This is a genomic window from Arenimonas sp. GDDSR-1 (genome assembly GCF_025980345.1).
Taxonomy (GTDB): Bacteria; Pseudomonadota; Gammaproteobacteria; order Xanthomonadales; family Xanthomonadaceae; genus Arenimonas.
The window spans coordinates 1-16,212 of the sequence record NZ_JAPDUI010000042.1 but is presented as its reverse complement, the minus strand read 5'-3'; the positions used below and the strand labels follow the sequence as shown (position 1 = coordinate 16,212).

Annotated in this window: 17 protein-coding genes and 1 pseudogene; 7 read left to right on the top strand and 11 right to left on the bottom strand. The window is 62.1% G+C overall.

What is annotated here, in order from left to right:
• Positions 1-338 (bottom strand): threonine/serine exporter family protein (locus tag Q0W88_RS07705; RefSeq protein ID WP_297801821.1); only part of this gene is annotated, 338 nt, incomplete at its 3' end.
• A 69-nt stretch (positions 339-407) separates the two neighbouring features.
• Positions 408-2,381 carry a TonB-dependent receptor gene (locus Q0W88_RS07700; protein ID WP_297801818.1) on the bottom strand — a complete coding sequence of 658 codons (1,974 nt, stop codon included), beginning with the start codon at positions 2,379-2,381 and terminating at the stop codon, positions 408-410.
• A gap of 86 nt (positions 2,382-2,467) precedes the next feature.
• Between Q0W88_RS07700 and Q0W88_RS07695 the strand changes: the two genes are divergently transcribed.
• Entirely contained in the window at positions 2,468-2,875 is a 408-nt protein-coding gene (locus tag Q0W88_RS07695) for a MerC domain-containing protein (RefSeq protein ID WP_297801816.1), read from the top strand.
• Positions 2,876-2,947: 72 nt separating this feature from the next.
• A complete protein-coding gene (locus Q0W88_RS07690; protein ID WP_297801814.1) occupies positions 2,948-3,124 on the top strand; it encodes a 30S ribosomal protein THX in 177 nt (58 codons plus the stop codon).
• A gap of 61 nt (positions 3,125-3,185) precedes the next feature.
• On the opposite strand, the gene pcp is transcribed toward Q0W88_RS07690, so the two are convergent.
• Genes pcp through Q0W88_RS07650 form a run of 8 tightly spaced genes read right to left on the bottom strand, consistent with a single transcriptional unit; the run spans position 3,186 to position 10,226 of the window.
• Complete coding sequence (gene pcp, locus Q0W88_RS07685) at positions 3,186-3,827, bottom strand: pyroglutamyl-peptidase I (protein ID WP_297801812.1); 642 nt, start codon at positions 3,825-3,827, stop codon at positions 3,186-3,188.
• Positions 3,824-4,777: a DUF979 domain-containing protein gene (locus tag Q0W88_RS07680; RefSeq protein ID WP_297801810.1), complete on the bottom strand. Its 954-nt coding sequence runs from the start codon at positions 4,775-4,777 to the stop codon at positions 3,824-3,826. Before Q0W88_RS07680 ends, pcp begins: the two co-directional genes overlap by 4 nt.
• Positions 4,770-5,474, bottom strand: coding sequence for a DUF969 domain-containing protein (locus tag Q0W88_RS07675; RefSeq protein WP_297801808.1), 705 nt, complete (start codon positions 5,472-5,474; stop codon positions 4,770-4,772). The genes Q0W88_RS07680 and Q0W88_RS07675 overlap by 8 nt, the downstream gene beginning before the upstream one ends.
• Complete coding sequence (locus Q0W88_RS07670) at positions 5,471-6,223, bottom strand: 5-oxoprolinase subunit PxpA (protein ID WP_297801805.1); 753 nt, start codon at positions 6,221-6,223, stop codon at positions 5,471-5,473. The genes Q0W88_RS07675 and Q0W88_RS07670 overlap by 4 nt, the downstream gene beginning before the upstream one ends.
• Positions 6,220-7,170, bottom strand: coding sequence for a biotin-dependent carboxyltransferase family protein (locus tag Q0W88_RS07665; protein ID WP_297801803.1), 951 nt, complete (start codon positions 7,168-7,170; stop codon positions 6,220-6,222). Before Q0W88_RS07665 ends, Q0W88_RS07670 begins: the two co-directional genes overlap by 4 nt.
• On the bottom strand, positions 7,167-7,850 hold the full coding sequence (gene pxpB, locus Q0W88_RS07660) for a 5-oxoprolinase subunit PxpB (protein ID WP_297801801.1): 684 nt from the start codon (positions 7,848-7,850) through the stop codon (positions 7,167-7,169). The genes Q0W88_RS07665 and pxpB overlap by 4 nt, the downstream gene beginning before the upstream one ends.
• Positions 7,843-9,069 carry an imidazolonepropionase gene (gene hutI, locus Q0W88_RS07655; protein WP_297801800.1) on the bottom strand — a complete coding sequence of 409 codons (1,227 nt, stop codon included), beginning with the start codon at positions 9,067-9,069 and terminating at the stop codon, positions 7,843-7,845. The genes pxpB and hutI overlap by 8 nt, the downstream gene beginning before the upstream one ends.
• Positions 9,066-10,226: a CoA transferase gene (locus Q0W88_RS07650; RefSeq protein ID WP_297801798.1), complete on the bottom strand. Its 1,161-nt coding sequence runs from the start codon at positions 10,224-10,226 to the stop codon at positions 9,066-9,068. The genes hutI and Q0W88_RS07650 overlap by 4 nt, the downstream gene beginning before the upstream one ends.
• 24 nt (positions 10,227-10,250) lie before the next feature.
• Between Q0W88_RS07650 and Q0W88_RS07645 the strand changes: the two genes are divergently transcribed.
• Complete coding sequence (locus tag Q0W88_RS07645) at positions 10,251-11,465, top strand: formimidoylglutamate deiminase (protein WP_297801797.1); 1,215 nt, start codon at positions 10,251-10,253, stop codon at positions 11,463-11,465.
• On the opposite strand, the gene Q0W88_RS07640 is transcribed toward Q0W88_RS07645, so the two are convergent.
• Positions 11,462-13,129: a SulP family inorganic anion transporter gene (locus Q0W88_RS07640; RefSeq protein WP_297801796.1), complete on the bottom strand. Its 1,668-nt coding sequence runs from the start codon at positions 13,127-13,129 to the stop codon at positions 11,462-11,464. The two genes, Q0W88_RS07645 and Q0W88_RS07640, sit on opposite strands and share 4 nt — an antisense overlap.
• A 247-nt stretch (positions 13,130-13,376) precedes the next feature.
• On the opposite strand from Q0W88_RS07640, the gene Q0W88_RS07635 reads away from it, so the two are divergent.
• The 4 genes and pseudogenes from Q0W88_RS07635 to Q0W88_RS07620 form a co-directional block, all read left to right on the top strand.
• Positions 13,377-13,652, top strand: a complete 276-nt coding sequence (locus tag Q0W88_RS07635) for a hypothetical protein (RefSeq protein ID WP_297801794.1) — start codon at positions 13,377-13,379, stop codon at positions 13,650-13,652.
• 6 nt (positions 13,653-13,658) lie between these two features.
• Complete coding sequence (locus Q0W88_RS07630; protein ID WP_297801792.1) at positions 13,659-14,042, top strand: hypothetical protein; 384 nt, start codon at positions 13,659-13,661, stop codon at positions 14,040-14,042.
• A 45-nt stretch (positions 14,043-14,087) separates the two neighbouring features.
• Positions 14,088-15,714 (top strand): annotated as a pseudogene (hutU, locus tag Q0W88_RS07625) (urocanate hydratase).
• A 77-nt stretch (positions 15,715-15,791) separates the two neighbouring features.
• Positions 15,792-16,212: hypothetical protein (locus Q0W88_RS07620; protein ID WP_297801790.1), on the top strand; the 421-nt coding region annotated here is incomplete at its 3' end.

The window sequence follows — 16,212 nt, the reverse complement described above, 5'->3', positions numbered from 1 at the left end:
GGTTTCCAAGGCAGCGGTGCGGCCATGATGGTTTCCAGCCGAAGGATCGCATCCGGCAGCTGTTCAATGCGATCCAGCTTGCGGAGCATGTCCTTCAGGGCAATCAGCCGGCTCATGTTGTAATCGTAGGCGGGCAGACGCAGCAGGCGGCTGTGCTGGCCCTGCTCCGGACTTTCCAGGGTGATGGTCAGCATGGTCGGCAGTGCGAAACAGTGCGCATCCACCCCGAAGCGGCGACCCAGTTGACGGATATGCCGTTCCAGATCGTGCGCATTGGCGCCGCTGATGTGCATGGCCTTGGCCAGTTCGCCGAAGAAGGTAATGAGTTGCTGCTGCATGCCTCATTATCGCACGGCAGCCGGCACGGATAAAAAGAACCCCGCCGTGGCGGGGTTTCGCTGCGGGGTTCAGAAATAAACGCGGATCCCGGCGCTGATCGCGCGCCCCGGCAGGGGCACCAGATCCTTGATGGCGGAGGTCGCCGAGCGGGCTTCGCGGTTGCCGAGGTTGCTGCCCTGCAGGAACACTTCCCAGCTGGATCCGGCGCCGTCATGCAACACGTAGTTGAGGTTGGCATTGACCAGCGTATATCCCTCGGTCGGTGTTTCATAATCGGCCGTATCGTTCTGCGCTGCGGTGCGGACCACGCCGAGGCCGCCCTGCCATTTGCCGGATTGCCAGTTCCAGCCGGCGCCGAGCCGGGCCGCCGGAATGCGCGGCAAGTTGCCGCCGCCATCGATTTTGGCACGGACGCCATCGACAAACAGACGGAGCTGGTGATCGAAGTGGTTTGCCGTGATCTTGTAAATGAACTCGGCTTCGTAACCGGTGAATGTGGAGTCGTCCTGACGCCATTGGCGGACCGGCAGCATTTCGCCATCATCGTCGAATTCCAGACCGGTATCGCTCAGATAGATGTAATCGGTGAAGCGGCTGCGGTAGACGGAAACCTTGGCCTCATAGCGGTCTTTGTGCAGGTGCAGTCCGATTTCAATCTGGTTGGCCTGCTCCTTGCTCAGGTCCGGATCGCCGATTTCATAGGCGGCGGTGGCGGCGTGGACGCCGTCCGAATACAGCTCTTCTTCCACCGGAGAGCGTTCGGCATGATCGAGGTTGAGGGTGAAGTCGACGCCATCGCTCAGGGTATAACGGCCCGCCGCCGACAGGCTGTACAGGGAGAAACCGCGGCTGTTGAAGCCGTCGGCTTCGCTCTGATTGCGGTCGATGCGTGCGCCGATCTCGCTTTTCATGCGGCCCTTGGTGAACTGCTCGACGATGAACAGTCCGGCGCCTTGGCTGCTTGTGGATGGGATGAAGGCTTCGGCACCGATGGCCTCGAAGCTTTTCTTCTGGGCCTGGATGCCGAATGCGCCTTTATGGCTTTCATTGCTGCTGTGAACGCCCTCGGCACGGAATTGATGGCCTTCGCTGAAGAACTGGGTCCCGACATCGGGCCCTTCGAATTCGGTGTGTTGGTAGTCGGTATAGGTATAGCCGAGATTGATGCTGTCCAGGCCGCCGAAGGGATGGGTGATGCCGGCTTTGCTTTCAAAGCGCGTCTGCTGCATGTTGAGGGTCACGCCCGGATCGATGGCATCGCCGGGCTCGGCCGGATTGCCGTATTCATTCAGATAGCGTGACAGCGAAGCGCCGGCATAGCCCCAGTCCCCGAACAGGGAAGCCCCGAAGGCGCCGGTCCGGGTCTGTACGGCGCTATTGGCGATGTCGCCATTCGGGCCGGCCATGTCCCCGTTATCGCGGTAGACGCCGTCGGCATGCAAGGCGTAGCCCTCGCCGCCGAAGTCCGCCCGCAGCAGCTGGGTGAAACCAGTGCTGCCGTTGTCGTAACGGGTTTCGGCGCGCCCGCTCAGACCGGAGTCCAAGGCGGCGGTCGCGATGCGTCCGTCGGCCGCATTGACGATGCCGCCGATGGCGCCGCTTCCGTACAGTAGATTGGTCGGTCCTTTGATGACTTCGATCTGGTCAGCCAAAAACGGTTCGATGCTCACGGCATGGTCCTGGCTGACGTTCGAGACATCATCGCTGGCCATGCCATTCGACAGGATCGCCACACGCGCGCCATCCTGGCCGCGGATGACCGGCCGGCCGACGCCGGGGCCGAAATAACTGGAGGTGACGCCCGGAACGCTGGTTACACTCTCGCCCAGGGTATTGGACTTTTTGCGATCCAGGTCGGCACCGGCTATGACGGTCGCCGGCTGAACCAGACCCTCGACGTCATTGCCGAGCGGATCGGCTTTGACAATCACTTTATCCAGTGTTTTTTCCGCTTCCGTGGACTGCGGGTCGGCCAGGACTTCAGCGCTCAGGGCCATGGAAATCGCCACAACAAGCAGGGTCTGGGTGAAACGAAGGGGCATCGGGACTCTCCAGTAAATGATATAATATAACAACTAAGAAATGATGTTACACTATCACAATTGATTTGTGCAAGGCCAACCGACTCATGCGCTTCCGCTTGTTTTTGGATAAATTCGGCAGCACGGCATCCATTCTGTGTGCCGTGCATTGCGCGTTGCTGCCGATCCTGATCGCCGTCCTGCCGGCTTTGGGATTGAGTGCTCTGGCCTGGGGCGGCTTCGAGTGGGCGTTCGTCTGTTTTGCGACGCTGCTGGGTGGCTTCAGCCTGTGGATCGGCTACAAGCGGCATCGGATTTACCGGGCCTTGGCGTTTCTGATTCCCGGCCTGCTTCTGGTCTGGATCGGCATCCTCTGGCCGGAAATCCATCATAACCTGCTCCGGCATGCCATCGTCATGACCGCCGGCGGCACCTTGATTGCCATCGCGCATCTGGTCAATCTGCGGCTGACGCATGGCCATGTCCATGACGCCCGCTGTGGCCATCAGCACTAAAGGCTTGGTACAAAGGCGTTGGAGTGGTAATCTAGACGCCTTGTCACATTAACTTTCGAAGGAATCTGCACCATGGGCAAAGGCGACCGCAAGACCGCAAAAGGCAAACGCAACATCTCCAGCTACGGCAATGCCCGTAGCAATACCGCCAAGAAAGCCGCCGTGCAGGTTGCGGTGAAGAAAGAGCCGGCCAAGAAAGCCGCTCCGGCCAAAAAAGCACCGGCCAAGAAAGCCGCCAGCAAAGAATAATTCCTGCCTGCGGCCATAAAAAAAATGACCCGGCAGGGTCATTTTTTTTGCCATCAAGCGCCTAGCATTCGGTTCCGCCGATCATCGGCAAATCGGTTTTGGCGTGCAGCGCGGTCCGGACAATGAGGCTCAAGGCCCGAACCATGACGTCCAGGGCCATGCTCGGCGCGCCGGGCAGCTTCGCGGCCTGTTCGGGCAAATAGGGGATGTGCACGAATCCGGCCCGCATTCCCGGTATGTGCCGGCACAGATGCATCAGCCCGTAAAACACATGATTGCAGACATAGGTTCCGGCGCTGTTGGAGACCTCCGCCGGAATTCCTTCCGAGCGCAGGGCATGCACGATGGCTTTGATCGGCAGAGTACTGAAATAAGCAGCCTCGCCGGCCGGGTGGATCGGTTCGTCAATCGGCTGCCAGCCGGCATTGTCCGGAATACGGGCATCGTCGATGTTGATGGCGATGCGTTCAAGACTGATGGCGCTGCGGCCGCCGGCCTGACCGACCGCGATGACCAGATCGGGGCGGTGGCATTCAACCAGTTCCTGCAATCTCGCCAGCGAGGCGCTGAATTCGGTCGGCAAACACGCGCCGATCAGTTGCAACCCATCCGTGTCTTCTTGGCACACCCGCTGTACCGAGAGCCAGGAGGGATTGATGCTTTCGCCGCCGAAGGCATCGAAGCCGGTCATCAGGATTTTCATGGCAGCGCCAGCATGTAGAGAAGCACGAGATTGCAGGCAATCAGCGGCAATGCGGTCATCATCTGCATGCGGATCACCGCATTCTGGTCTTTCAGTTCCAGCAACGCGACCGGTACGATATTGAAATTCGCCGCCATGGGGGTCAACAGCGTACCGCAGTAGCCGGTGAGCATGCCGATGGCGGCCAATGGCGCCGGATCCGCGCCGTGCTGTTGGACCAGCACCGGCAGGCCGATGCCCAGCGTCATCACCGGAAAGGCGGCGAAGGCATTGCCCATCACCATGGTGAACAGCACCATGCCGAGGCCGTAGGCGAGCACCGCGACCCAGGCGTGCTGCAGGGGCAGGGCGGTGGTCAGGATGTCGGCAACCAGATCGCCGATGCCGGCTTTGTTGAACAGGCCGCCGAGCATGGCCAGCAGCAGCGGCAGCAGAACCGCCCAGCCGATGCTGTCGAGGATGCCGCGCGACGCGTGGATGGCATTCGGCAGACGTTCGCCAGTGATTTTCAGCGCGGCGATGAATCCCGCTACGCAGGCGATGGCCAGACAGATGATGGTGGTCTGTTCCGCACTCAGCAGCGTCCAGCTTCCCCAATGCACTTTTTTCAGACCGAATACGCCAAGTAGGGTGACTGCCGGAATCAACAGGGCCGGAATGAACAGCCGGTTACCAAGGCGCAGTGCCGTGGCGGTGCGTGTATCAGCTTCAGGCGCATGGTACTGGCCCAGGCCGATGGCCCCGCTGCCGGCAAGTGCGGCAATCACCAGCGCCAGAACACCCATCAGCATCGGCGGCAGCCGATCACCGGCCAGAAACGCAAGAGCCAGCAAGGCCCAGAATGCGGTCGTGCCCAGCCGCTTGCTGTGGTTTTTATCCCTGAAGCTCTGCCAGGCAACATATGCCAGATAAAGTCCGCACAGCAGATAGACGCTTGTGATATCAATCATCGGTGCGCTCTCCGACGGGTTTTTCCGCACTTACCGCCTGAACCATGCGCTTGTCGAAACGATGCAGCCGCCAGGCATGGATGGCAAAGGCCAGAATCGCCGTTGGAATGCCCCACAGGGCGATATGCAAGGGCTCCATGACGATGCCGTTTTCGGCATACAGTCCTTGAATCAGCAAGACCGCACCGAAGGCGATGAAAATATCTTCACCGAAGAAGAGCCCGACATTGTCAGTAGCGGCGGCCATTGCCCGCAGACGTTCGCGCAATTTCGGGCCAATGGCGCCATGCGTCGCGCGCGCCGCACCTTCTGCCATCGGTGCGAGCAGGGGTCGCACGGTCTGTGGATGCCCGCCCAGACTGGTCAGGCCCATGGCGGCCGCGCTCTGGCGCACGGCCAGATACAGGGTCATCAACCGGCCAGGCGTCATTCCTTTGCGCCGTGCAATCCACTGTTGGGCATGCTCGCGCAGACCGGCGCGCTCCAAGGCGCCGAGTACCGGCAGGGTCAGGATAATGATCAGCAGATAACGGTTCTTGACGAATCCTTGCCCGATTTCCGTCAACAGCTGCTGCGGCGGCATGCCGGCAGTCAGCCCGGCAGTCACTGCCGCGGCCATCACCACCAACACGGGATTCCAGCGGCGCATGAAGCCGACGACGACAACGAGCACGGCAAGCAGTGGCCAGTAATTCATGAGAGCCCCGGGGCTATGCCGATGCCGGCCGCATGCAAGGCGGCATGCAGTGCCGCGGCAAAGGCCAGCGCATGCTTGCCGTCACCATGCAGGCAAACGGTATCCACGGTCATCCGGACCGGTTGACCGTTCACGGAAGGGATGACGCCATCCCTGACCATCGCCAGCGTCTGTGCGATGGCTTCGTCGGTGTCGGTGATCAGTGCCGCCGCATGGCTGCGCGGGAGCAGTAGACCGTTATCGGTGTAGCGGCGATCGGCGAATCCTTCGGCCCATGTCGTCAAGCCCAGCGCCTTTCCGGCATCGATCAATGCCGATCCGGCAAGACCGACCAACACCAGACCGGCATCGGCATCGCGCACGGCACTTGCCACGGCATGGGCGGCTTCGGCGTCGACGGCGGCGCGGTTGTAGAGCGCACCGTGCGGTTTCACATGCCGGAGCCTGCCGCCTTCGGCGGCAACCATCGCGTTCAAAGCGCCGATCTGGTAAAGCGTCAGACTGTAAATGGTTTCGGCATCCAGGCCCAGTTCACGGCGTCCGAAATCGCGTCGGTCGAAATACGACGGATGCGCACCGATGGCGACGCCGAATTTCAGGCAGAGCAGCACGGTTTCCCGCATCCGTATCGGAGATCCGGCATGGAAACCGCAGGCGATATTGGCCGAGGAAATGAACGGCATCATCGCCGCATCCAGATCCGCGTCCAGCTCACCGAGGTCGGCATTGATGTCGATGGAAAGGTTCATGTGTGCCACCATTGTGCCATGTGTTGCCGCCATTGCCGGTAATGCGTTTCGCGGCGGCGCCATTGCGTTACGGCCTCGGCGGCCGACACCGGAACGAATCGCAGACGGTCACCGGGCCGGCATTGTGCCAACCGGGAATGGGCGATGCCGGCCACGGTGCCCAGCAACGGGTAACCGCCGGTGGTCTGCCGGTCGGCGGCAAGGATGATGGGATGTCCGTCCGGTGGCAACTGGATGCTGCCGAATGCCACACCGCTCGACAAGAGTACAGGCCAAGGCTGTTCAGGGCTCAAACCTTGTTCCAGCCGCAGACCCATGCGGTCCGAATGGCGGCTGAGCTGCCACTCGGTGTCCAGAAACTGTTCCTGACGCGGCTCATCCAGCCAGGACCAATGGCTGCCGGGAATGAACGGCAAGGGTCCGGTTTCGGGAAACGCCGGGTTGGCCCAAGAGGTATGCCAACGCACCGCTTTGTCGGGATAACGGCTGGGCGAATAAGCGAGTCGGTCGCCGCGTTGGAATGCGCGGCCATGATATCCCCCCAGCCCTGCGCGGATATCGGTGGCCGCGCTGCCCAAAACCGATTCGGCACGAAAGCCGTCCTGCACCGACAGGTAGGCGCGGCAGCCCTGTCTCGGCTGTTTGAAATGCAGCATCGTGCCGGCTTCCAGCCGAATCGGCCGGCACAGTTCGACCGGCAAGCCGTCGGCTTCGGCCTGCAGATCGGCCCCGGTGATGGCGAACCATTGCGTCTGTTCAATGCGAAGACGCGCGCCGCCCAGTGTGATTTCGATGACGGCGGCATTGTCGGCATTGCCGAGCAGATCATTGGCGACCCGCGCGGCCAGTCGGTCCATCGCGCCACACTGGCCGATGCCCTGGTTCTGAAAGCCGCGCCGGCCCAGATCCTGAAGACTGCTGATTCCCGCCGTTTCAAAAACAATCATGGCACGCCGCCCAGAGCGATGAATTCGGCAAAGGTGATGATGTCGATCTTCAGGCGGTCGCCCGCTTGCAGAAGGCTGGGTGGGGATTTCCGCACATCGAACAGGGCCAGCGGCGTTCGGCCAATCAGCTGCCAGCCGCCGGGCGAGGGACTGGGATAAATTCCGGTCTGCGCGCCGCCGATGCCGACCGCACCGGCCGGAACATTCAGCCGCGGCGATGCCCTGCGTGGCATGTGCAGCGCTTCCGGCAGTCCGCCCAGATAGGCGAAGCCGGGCTTGAAACCCAGAAAATAAACCCGGTAATCGGCCGTGCTGTGCAGGGCTACGACGGCTTCCGTGCTCAGGCCGGCATGCTCGGCCACAGCGGCCAGATCGGGTGCCAGGCGCGGGTCGTAACAGACCGGCACGCTGATTTGGCGCATGCTCAGCGGCGCATCGGCGTGTCCGTCGAGCAATCCGGCAATGACCGCTGCAAGCGACGCGAAGTCATCCTGCATCGGATCGAAATGCACCGTCAGCGTGTGATAGGCCGGTACGCATTCAACGCGATCGGATCCCAGCGCGGCCCGCAGTGACGCGGCGATGGCATGCACGCGCTGGTTCAGGTCCGGATCGATGCGCGGCGCGAAGGCAAGCACCAGGGCGCTATCCCCCAGCGGACTCAGATTGAATTCAGGCAACGGCTGCATCGCCGCAGAGCAGCAGGTGACGCAACAGATCCCCGCCGAGCCAGTAGCTCAGCTCGGATGGATGCCGGATATCCCAGAGCGCGAAATCCGCCCGTTGACCAAGGGCCAGACGGCCGCGATCGTGCAGACCGAGCGCACGTGCGGCATGTTCCGTTGCGCCGCGCAGCGCTTCTTCGGGGGTCAGGCGGAAATGCGTGCAGGCCAGGCCCATGGCCAAGCGCAGGGAGAGCAGGGGCGCCGTTCCCGGGTTGCAATCGGTCGCTACCGCCATCGGCACGCCGTGCCGGCGGAATGCGTCCAGCGGCGGCAGCTGTGTTTCGCGCAAGACATGAAACGCGCCGGGCAACACCACCGCCACCGTACCGGCCGCCGCCATGCGGTGGACGGCATCCAGGCCGGTAAATTCGACGTGATCGGCCGACAGGCCGGAAAATTCCGCGACCAGGGCCGCGCCGCCGAGATTGCTGAGCTGATCGGCATGCGCCTTGACCGGCAGCCCGAGCGCATGCGCGGCTTCAAGCACGCGGCGGCTCTGAATCGGGGAAAAGCCGATGCCTTCGCAGAACACATCGACGGCATCAACCAGGCCTTCGCCATGCAGTTCCGGCATCCAGCGACAGACCGCATCAATGTAATCGTCGGCATGGCCGGCGAATTCGGGCGGCAGCGCATGGGCAGCCAGATAGGTGGTTTTGACCGTCATCCCGGTTTCGGCGCCGAGCCGGCGCGCCACCCGAAGCATCTTGCGTTCGTTGTCGAAATCCAGGCCGTACCCGGATTTGATTTCAACGCAGCCCACGCCGTCGCGCATCAGGGCCTGCAGGCGCGGCAGGCTTTCGGCAAACAATGCCTCCTCATCGGCGGCACGGGTCAGCCGAACGCTGGAAAGAATGCCGCCACCGGCCTTGGCGATGTCGGCATAACTGACGCCGCGCAGACGCTGTTCGGCTTCTTCGGCGCGGTTTCCCGCAAACACCAGATGCGTGTGGCAGTCAATCAGCGCCGGGGTAATCCAGCCGCCCCGGGCATCGATGACCGATTCGATGCCCTGCAGGAAAGGTTCCGCCGCAGCGTGGTCGTTGCCGATATAGCTGATGCGGCCATCGCGCCAGACGAGGATGCCGTTTTCAACGATGCCGTAATCCGGGCCAACGAGCGTAGCCAGATGGGCATTGACGATGGCGCCCTGAGGGTTCCGGAGCAGGCTCATTTCACCACGCCCAGCGCGGCATAGTGCGCGTAATCCAAACCGGCCTCCTGCATGATGGCTTGCGAATGCTGGCCTAGGTGTGGCGGCGCCCGATGATAGTGCACCGGCGAATCGGCCAGCTTCAAGGGACTGGCCACCAACGGAATACCCTCAATCCGGATCACATTGCCATTGGCTTGGGCCAATGGACTGTTCAAGGCCTGCTTCACCGAGTTGATCGGTGCACACGGAATGCCGCGTTGGCTGAAGGCCTGCAGCCAATACGCGACCGGCTGCGTGCTGAAAATGGCCTGCAGGTTGGCGGTGACCAGATCGCGGTGCAATACGCGCTGCGTATTGGTTTCGAAGCGCGGATCCAGGATCCACTCCGGATGGCCGACCGTCTCGCACAGCGCGTGCCAGAGTTTTTCATTGGCGACCGTCAGCACGAAATGCTGGTCGCTGGCGGCGAAATCCTGATAGGGCACGATGCTGGCATGCTCATTGCCGTAGCGCGGCGCATCTTCATCGGTGAACAATACGCCGGCGCCGATGTTGGCCAGCCAGGTCAATTGCGTGTCGAACAGCGACACCGCAACCTGCTGGCCGCGACCGCTGTTATGCCGTTGCAACAGAGCGGCCAGGATGGCAATCACCGCGTTCTGCCCGGTGGCCAGATCGACCACGGCAACCGCGACTTTGTTGGGCGCGCCATCGCGCGCGCCGGTAATGGCCATCAAGCCGCCTTCGGCCTGCACGGCATAGTCGTAGCCGGCGCGTTTGGCGTCAGGGCCGGTGCGGCCGTAACCGGAAACCGAACAGTAGATTAGGCGCGGGTTGATGGCACGGAGCGTTTCATAACCGACGCCGAGGCGTTCGGCCGTACCGGTACGGAAGTTCTCGATCAGCACATCGGCCTGCTTCACCAGGGCATGGATGACCTCGCGGCTTTCGGGTTTGTGCAGGTCGATGCAGATCGAACGCTTGTTGCGGTTGGCGCAGGAAAAATAGGCGGAGATTTCCCCGATGTAGGGCGGCCCCATGCCGCGGGTATCATCGCCATCGAAGGATTCGACCTTGATGACATCGGCGCCGAGATCGGCGAGCGTCTGTCCGCACCATGGGCCGGCCAGAACACGGGACAGATCCAGAACCTTTACGCCGTTGAGTGCCGACATCGCTTCTCGCTTACAATAGCCACCATGGACCGGTTCATTTTACCCGCAATCGCCAACAGTCACAGCCATGCTTTCCAGCGCGCCATGGCGGGTCTGGCCGAACGCCGCGGAGACCCGGCCGACAGCTTCTGGACCTGGCGCGAACAGATGTACCGGTTCGCCGGAAAAATCAATCCCGAGCAGCTGTATGCCATTGCCGCCCAGCTCTATGGCGAAATGCTGGAAGCCGGCTACAGCCAGGTCTGCGAGTTCCATTACCTGCACCATCAGCCGGATGGCCGCCCCTATGCCGACCCGGCGGAAATGTCGAAAGCCATCATCCGCGCCGCCGAAGATGCCGGCATCGGACTGACCCTGCTGCCGGTGCTGTACCAGACCGGCGGTTTCGATGGCAGGCCGCTGCACGACGGACAGCGTCGTTTCGGCCATGCGCTTGACGACTACCTGGCATTGATCGAATCACTGAAAACGCAGGAAAGCCATCTGCTCAAGATCGGCGTGGCCCTGCACAGTCTGCGCGCGGTGCCGGTTGAAACCCTGAATGCGCTGATGCCGCTGTTGGCAGGCCACGACCTGCCGATCCACATCCATATCGCCGAACAGATGGCGGAAGTGCGCGAATGCGAAGCCGTACGCGGCGCACGCCCGGTGCAGTGGCTGCTGGATAATGCCCCGGTGGACGACCGCTGGACGCTGGTGCATGCCACCCACCTGCATGCCAGTGAAGTGAAAGCCTTGGCGCGCTCGAAAGCGACGGTGGCGATTTGCCCCAGTACCGAAGCCAATCTGGGTGACGGTTTTTTTGCTTTACCCGATTACCTGAAAGCCAAAGGCCGGTTCTCCATCGGATCCGATTCCAACGTGTCGGTGTCGGTGGCCGAGGAGCTGCGTTGGCTGGAGTACGGGCAGCGCCTGAAACACCAGCAACGCAATATCGCCGCCAATGAAAAACAACCCGCCGTCGGCCGTTTTCTGCTCGAGGCGGCCGCCAAGGGCGGTTGGCAATCGGCCGGTGTACCCAGGCGTGCCGATGCCATCGTGCTCGATGCCGATGCGCCGGCACTGTTCGGTGCGACTCAGGACGATGTCGCGGAACGTTTTGTCTTCGCCGGCAATCGGCCGCTGATCGACCGGGTCAGCGTGCATGGCATTGACCGGGTCATTGGCGGCCGGCATGTGTTCCGCGAGCCGTTTGCCGCCGGCTTTCGTCTAACGATGACTCAATTGCTGGCGGATTAAGTGCGCGCTTCGTCCAGCAGGCCACGGGCCTTTTGGATGGCACTGTCGTAATCTTCCGTGAAATAAAGGCCGGGATGCCGTTCATCCAGACCGCCACGCGCCAGCATGGCCTTGGCCTGCGGCTGCGCACCGGAGATGATCACCGCCGCGCCCGACTGCCCTGCTTGGCGCACGAAACTTTCCACCCCGGAAACGCCGCTGGCATCCAGCATCGGCACCAGGCGCATGCGCAGAATGATGATCTTCGGCGATTGCCCGACGCGGCGCAGTGCATCCAGCAGTTCACCGGCGACCCCGAAGAAAAACGGTCCGGTGATACGGAACACTTCCACGCCCTTGGGCAGATCGTCGCGCTGGCTGGCGGCGTCATCGGGTAAATCGCCGTCACCGGCACCGCTCTGGCCGCTGTCGATGCGCACGGTTTCACTCATGCGGGCCATGAACAGCAGCGAAGCCACGGTCACGCCGACCGCGATGGCAACGGTCAGATCAACAAATACCGTCAGTCCGAATGTCAGCAACAGCACGGCGCGGTCGCTGTTCGGCATCGAGAGCAGGGCGATGAAGCGCTCGTATTCGCTCATGCCCCAGGCCACCACGAACAGGATGGCCGCCAAGGCCGCCATCGGCACATAGGCCATCAAGTCGGTGGCGAACAGGATGAACAGCAGCAGGAAAAGGGCATGCAGAATGCCGGCAACCGGGGTTTTGGCACCGGCCTTGATGTTGGTGGCGGTGCGGGCAATGGCGCCGGTCGCCGGCAATCCCCCGAACAAGGCCGAAGCGACATTGGCCACGCCTTGTCCGACCAGCTCCTGATTGGAGCGGTGACGGGTGCCGGCCATGCCGTCGGCCACCACCGCGGAGAGCAGGGCTTCGATGCCGGCCAGAAAGGCAATGGTGAATGCCGAGGGCAGCATTTCCTTGACCAGCGCGAAACTGATGCCGGGCCAAGATGGCATCGGCAAACCGGCGGGCATGTCCGGAAACCGCGAGCCGACCGTTTCGACCGGCAGTTTGAATACCGCGACAATGAGTGCGGCGGAAACAATCGCAATCAGAAAGCCCGGCAGTCGCGGTGCCCGCTGGCGAAGCACGACAATCAACAACAGCGCACCCAGCCCGATGGCGACGGCGGCCGGTTGCACGCTGCCGATGGCCTGTGCATAGGCCAAGCACTTATCGAGGAAATCGGCGGGAACCTGCGTCATCGACAGGCCCAGAAAATCCTTGACCTGGCTGGTGGCGATGATTACCGCAATGCCGGCGGTGAAACCAGTCACCACCGGATGCGGAATGAATTTGATCAGCTGACCGAGTTTGGCATAGCCGGCGATGATCAATATCAATCCGGCCATCAGCGTGGCAACGACCAGGCCGTGGTAGCCGTGACCGGCAATGATATTGAACACCACCACCACGAAGGCGCCGGTCGGTCCGCCGATCTGCAGGCGCGAGCCGCCCAGGGCCGATATCAGCAGGCCGGCAACGACAGCGGTAATCAGGCCTTTGTCGGGGGAGGCGCCGCTGGCGATGCCCAGTGCCATGGCCAGCGGCAAGGCCACGATGGCCACCGTCAATCCGGCCAGAGCGTCGGCCCGAAGCGTTTTCAGGCTGTAGCCCTCACGCAGCGTGCTGAGCAGTTTGGGAGTGAACGCCGACATCAGGGGCGGTATACGCGCTTCATTGTTCTCATCATAGCACCGCCTTTACAGACTGAATGGCTGCGAAACCTAGCCTGAACGCCCTGATTCCGTCTTTGCCAACTGTAAAAGAACTGCGTATTATCGAAACAGACCCATCGCCCGATCCGGAGCTCCCATGTTCAGTCTCTTGCTTGCCGCCGCCTTAAGCCAAACCCCGCCGGCTCCACCGCCGCCGCCGGCTGTGCCGCCTCCGCCAGTCAACGCTGTGCCGGCTGTTCCGCCGCCACCGCCCGCGGCTCCGCCGTCGCCGCCCTCACCGCCGGCCTTACCGGAGCTGACCGAACAGCAGAAGAAAGCGCAGTTGGCCGCCGAGCGTCAGGAACGTGTCGGCTGCGTGGTCAAAACCGGTACCCGCATCAAACGCAAGGACCGCGATAACTGCGCGCCCGGCAGCAGCATCAGCAAAGAAGACATCGACCGTGCCGGCGGGGTGTTCGTCACTCCGGGTAACGCTCCGGTGCCGGCGGGTGCCGGCGGCTGATTGCCGGTGCGTTGCAGCGCATGGTTGTTGGCGGCACTTGCCGTTCCTGCATTCGCCGGCGAGCCCGATGCGGGCATCGGCAATCCGGACATGCCGGCCTCCATCGTACTGACCCCGGCGCAGCTGGCCGAATATTCCGGGGTCTATCCCTTGCTCGCCACTGTTTTTCTCAAGGTCTTCGTCGAACAGGATCAATTGATGGCGCAGGTGCTCGGTCAGCCGGCCTTTCCGCTGACTTCAGACGGCGACGATATTTTTTCCGCGCCGGCGTATCAGATTGAAATCAAATTCGAGCGCGACAACGCCTCGCGCGTCATCGGTCTGGGTCTGCTGCAGTCCGGCATGGAGCTGAAGGCCCAGAAAATGCCGGAGTCCCCCCGAGGCGGCTGAATCCCGGCCGGTTTATAATGCAGGGAGTCCTTTGGAGTTCCTGCCATGTCCGATCCCCGATTCGATGCCAGCCGCGTCATCCGCGCGCCGAAAGGCACTGCACTGTCCTGCAAATCCTGGCTGACCGAAGCCGCATTCCGCATGATCCAGAACAATCTGGATCCGGACGTGGCGGAAAACCCAAAGGGTCTGGTGGTGTATGGCGGCATCGGCCGCGCTGCCCGTGATTGGGCCTGTTACGACACCATCCTCGAGACCCTGAAAACCCTCAACGACGACGAAACCCTGCTGATCCAGAGCGGTAAGCCGGTCGGCGTGTTTCCCTCGCACCCGGACGCCCCGCGCGTTCTGCTGGCCAATTCCAATCTGGTGCCGCATTGGGCGACCTGGGAGCACTTCAACGAACTCGATAAAAAGGGTTTGATGATGTACGGCCAGATGACCGCCGGTTCGTGGATCTACATCGGTTCGCAGGGCATCGTGCAGGGCACCTATGAAACCTTCGTGGAGATGGGCCGTCAGCATTACGGCGGCGATCTGACCGGCAAGTGGATCCTGACTGCCGGACTGGGCGGCATGGGCGGCGCGCAGCCGCTGGCGGCCAGCATGGCCGGCGCCTGTTCGCTCAACATCGAATGCCAGCAGTCGCGCATCGACATGCGCATCAAGACCCGCTATCGAGAACTACTGCGCCGAAGGCAAGGCGGTATCCATTGCGCTGCTCGGCAATGCCGCCGAAATTCTGCCCGAACTGGTCCGCCGCGGTATCCGCCCGGATGCGGTGACCGACCAGACCTCGGCCCATGATCCGCTGCACGGTTATCTGCCGGCCGGTTGGACTTGGGAACAGTACATCGACGAACAGAAGCACAACCCGGCCAAAACCGTGGAAGCCGCCAAGCACTCCATGCGCGTGCATGTGGAAGCCATGCTGCATTTCCAGAACATGGGTATTCCGGTGTTCGATTACGGCAACAACATCCGGCAGATGGCGAAGGATGTCGGCTGCGCCGATGCCTTCGATTTCCCCGGCTTCGTGCCGGCCTATGTGCGTCCGCTGTTCTGCCGCGGCATCGGTCCGTTCCGTTGGGTGGCACTGTCCGGAGATCCGGAAGATATCGCCAAGACCGATGCGAAAGTGAAGGAACTGATCCCGAACGATCCGCATCTGCACCGCTGGCTGGATATGGCCAAAGAGCGCATCGAATTCCAGGGTCTGCCGGCGCGCATCTGCTGGGTCGGCCTGGGCGAACGCCACCGCTTGGCGCTGGCCTTTAACGAAATGGTGGCCAAAGGCGAACTGAAGGCACCGATCGTAATCGGCCGCGACCATCTGGACTCCGGCTCGGTCGCTTCACCGAACCGCGAGACCGAGGCGATGAAGGACGGCTCCGATGCCGTGTCCGACTGGCCGCTGCTCAATGCCATGCTGAATGTGGCCGGTGGCGCCACCTGGGTGTCGCTGCACCACGGCGGTGGCGTGGGCATGGGCTATTCGCAGCATTCCGGCGTGGTCATTGTGGCCGATGGCAGTGATGCCGCCGCCAAGCGCTTGAATCGGGTATTGTGGAACGATCCAGGCACCGGCGTGATGCGTCATGCTGATGCGGGGTATGAGATTGCCGTGGAATGTGCGAAAGAAAAAGGCTTGAAGTTGCCGATGATTTCTTGAAACATGACCGGTGGGGCTGACATCAAGCTGTCATAAAACCGTCATAGAATGGTCACATTCAAAACGGAAGTCACGCCATGACCGCCATTCGACTGCTTCTCTGTATGTTCGCGTTCGCTTCATGCGCCGTTTCCGCCACCGAGCCTTATGTGCCGCTTGAAAAGCGCCTGACGCCCGAACAGTTGCGGGAAACCGGTCTGAATACACTGTCGGTCGAGCAGTTGGCGAAACTCAATGCCATCATCGCCGGTCAGCCTGCACCGCAAACCACACCGGTTTTTGCGGCTCCGCCGGCCGCTGCAGCAGCCGCCGTGCCGGAATCGGCCAGCAAGCCGACTGTCGGTTTCTTCGAAGACCCGATCAAAAGCAAACTGGTCGGTCCGGTCCGTAGCTGGGGGCCGGGCACGGTATTCACGCTCGAGAACGGTCAGCAATGGAAGGTGCTGAAAGGCGAATTCACCCTGCGCAGCACCCTCGAATCTCCCGCGGTGCAGGTGG

Excerpts from the sequence above, each read along its gene's own strand:
- Q0W88_RS07700 (WP_297801818.1), bottom strand. The coding sequence starts at position 2,381 with ATGCCCCTTCGTTTCACCCAGACCCTGCTTGTTGTGGCGATTTCCATG.
- Q0W88_RS07695 (WP_297801816.1), top strand. The coding sequence starts at position 2,468 with ATGCGCTTCCGCTTGTTTTTGGATAAATTCGGCAGCACGGCATCCATT.
- Q0W88_RS07690 (WP_297801814.1), top strand. The coding sequence starts at position 2,948 with ATGGGCAAAGGCGACCGCAAGACCGCAAAAGGCAAACGCAACATCTCC.
- pcp (WP_297801812.1), bottom strand. The coding sequence starts at position 3,827 with ATGAAAATCCTGATGACCGGCTTCGATGCCTTCGGCGGCGAAAGCATC.
- Q0W88_RS07680 (WP_297801810.1), bottom strand. The coding sequence starts at position 4,777 with ATGATTGATATCACAAGCGTCTATCTGCTGTGCGGACTTTATCTGGCA.
- Q0W88_RS07675 (WP_297801808.1), bottom strand. The coding sequence starts at position 5,474 with ATGAATTACTGGCCACTGCTTGCCGTGCTCGTTGTCGTCGTCGGCTTC.
- Q0W88_RS07670 (WP_297801805.1), bottom strand. The coding sequence starts at position 6,223 with ATGAACCTTTCCATCGACATCAATGCCGACCTCGGTGAGCTGGACGCG.
- Q0W88_RS07665 (WP_297801803.1), bottom strand. The coding sequence starts at position 7,170 with ATGATTGTTTTTGAAACGGCGGGAATCAGCAGTCTTCAGGATCTGGGC.
- hutI (WP_297801800.1), bottom strand. The coding sequence starts at position 9,069 with ATGAGCCTGCTCCGGAACCCTCAGGGCGCCATCGTCAATGCCCATCTG.
- Q0W88_RS07650 (WP_297801798.1), bottom strand. The coding sequence starts at position 10,226 with ATGTCGGCACTCAACGGCGTAAAGGTTCTGGATCTGTCCCGTGTTCTG.
- Q0W88_RS07645 (WP_297801797.1), top strand. The coding sequence starts at position 10,251 with ATGGACCGGTTCATTTTACCCGCAATCGCCAACAGTCACAGCCATGCT.
- Q0W88_RS07640 (WP_297801796.1), bottom strand. The coding sequence starts at position 13,129 with ATGTCGGCGTTCACTCCCAAACTGCTCAGCACGCTGCGTGAGGGCTAC.